1 protein-coding gene is annotated in these 1091 nt (G+C 53.4%); it reads right to left on the bottom strand.

Features of this window, described 5'->3' with window-relative positions; genetic code table 11:
• Window positions 1-38: 38 nt before the first annotated feature.
• Window positions 39-986 carry an IS30-like element ISAeca1 family transposase gene (locus PG899_RS24075; RefSeq protein WP_012564931.1) on the bottom strand — a complete coding sequence of 316 codons (948 nt, stop codon included), beginning with the start codon at window positions 984-986 and terminating at the stop codon, window positions 39-41.
• Window positions 987-1091: the final 105 nt, after the last annotated feature.

Raw genomic sequence — 1091 nt, forward strand, 5'->3', positions numbered from 1 at the left:
CGCGAATTCAACTTCGAAGTGCAATTCCCGATTAAAAATCAGGCTGCTTTCAGAAGTTCGTCAAAAACCACCTGTGGCTGTTTAAATCCCAAGCATTTGCGCGGCCTGAAGTTCAGCCGCTTTTCGACGGCTGACAGTGCCTCTGCTGTCACCACACTCAAATCACTGCCTTTGGGCACATATTGCCGCAGCAGACCATTGCTATTCTCATTCTGTCCCCGTTCCCATGCACTGTATGGATGCGCAAAGTACACCTGCGCTTCCAGCTCTGCTGCAACACGTTCATGTTCGACAAACTCGCTACCATTGTCAGCTGTGATGGTATGGACATGTGCCTGGTAGGGTTTCAGCATGCTGATAATGGTGTCCGCCACCGCGCTGGCTGTTTTGCTGGGAACGTATTGAACCAGGTAGAGCCGGCTCTTACGCTCCAACAGACTCACTATTGCACCGCTGCCTTGCTTACCCAACACGGTATCGACTTCCCAATCTCCCACACGGCTCCGCTCATTGACTATCGCAGGGCGTTCATCAATCGATACCGGATTGGGAATGACACTGCGTTTGCTGTTCTTACCCTTGCGATAGCGTTTGTGACCCTGACGCAGATGCCGGTATAGCGTGCCACCGTTGGCCTTGTCGCGTGCCACATAGCGGTATATCCACTCGTGGCTAACCGGGCAGTTAATCATGTCTCCAACGCCACTGATTTGCTCGGGACTCCAGTCCGCGACCAGCGCCATGCAAACAAAGTCGATGGTATCAGACGGGACAGTACGCTTCTGACTCGTCAGCCGTCGTGCCGTGGCAAGTTGGTGAGCCTGCTGCGGCTGATAGGCCTGCCCAGCACAATTACGACGAAGCTCACGACTGATAGTCGATGGATGAACCCCGAGCTGTTTGGCAATGCGGGCCTGTGACAGGCCATGGTCACGGAGGCAGGCAATCTGGTATCGTAGCCCCTCGGTCAACTGCTGGTATTTCATGGTGTATCGCTTTGTTTCTTTGGCGAGAAGAAGCGTACCCTAACTGGTAGTTGACCGCCTCTCTCCTATGCACCATGGGCATTGCACTTATTATCTGAATTCACG

The sequence above is a fragment of the Aeromonas sp. QDB39 genome (genome assembly GCF_027707585.1).
GTDB classification, from domain to species: domain Bacteria; phylum Pseudomonadota; class Gammaproteobacteria; order Enterobacterales; family Aeromonadaceae; genus Aeromonas; species Aeromonas hydrophila.

Excerpts from the sequence above, each read along its gene's own strand:
- PG899_RS24075 (WP_012564931.1), bottom strand. The coding sequence starts at position 986 with ATGAAATACCAGCAGTTGACCGAGGGGCTACGATACCAGATTGCCTGC.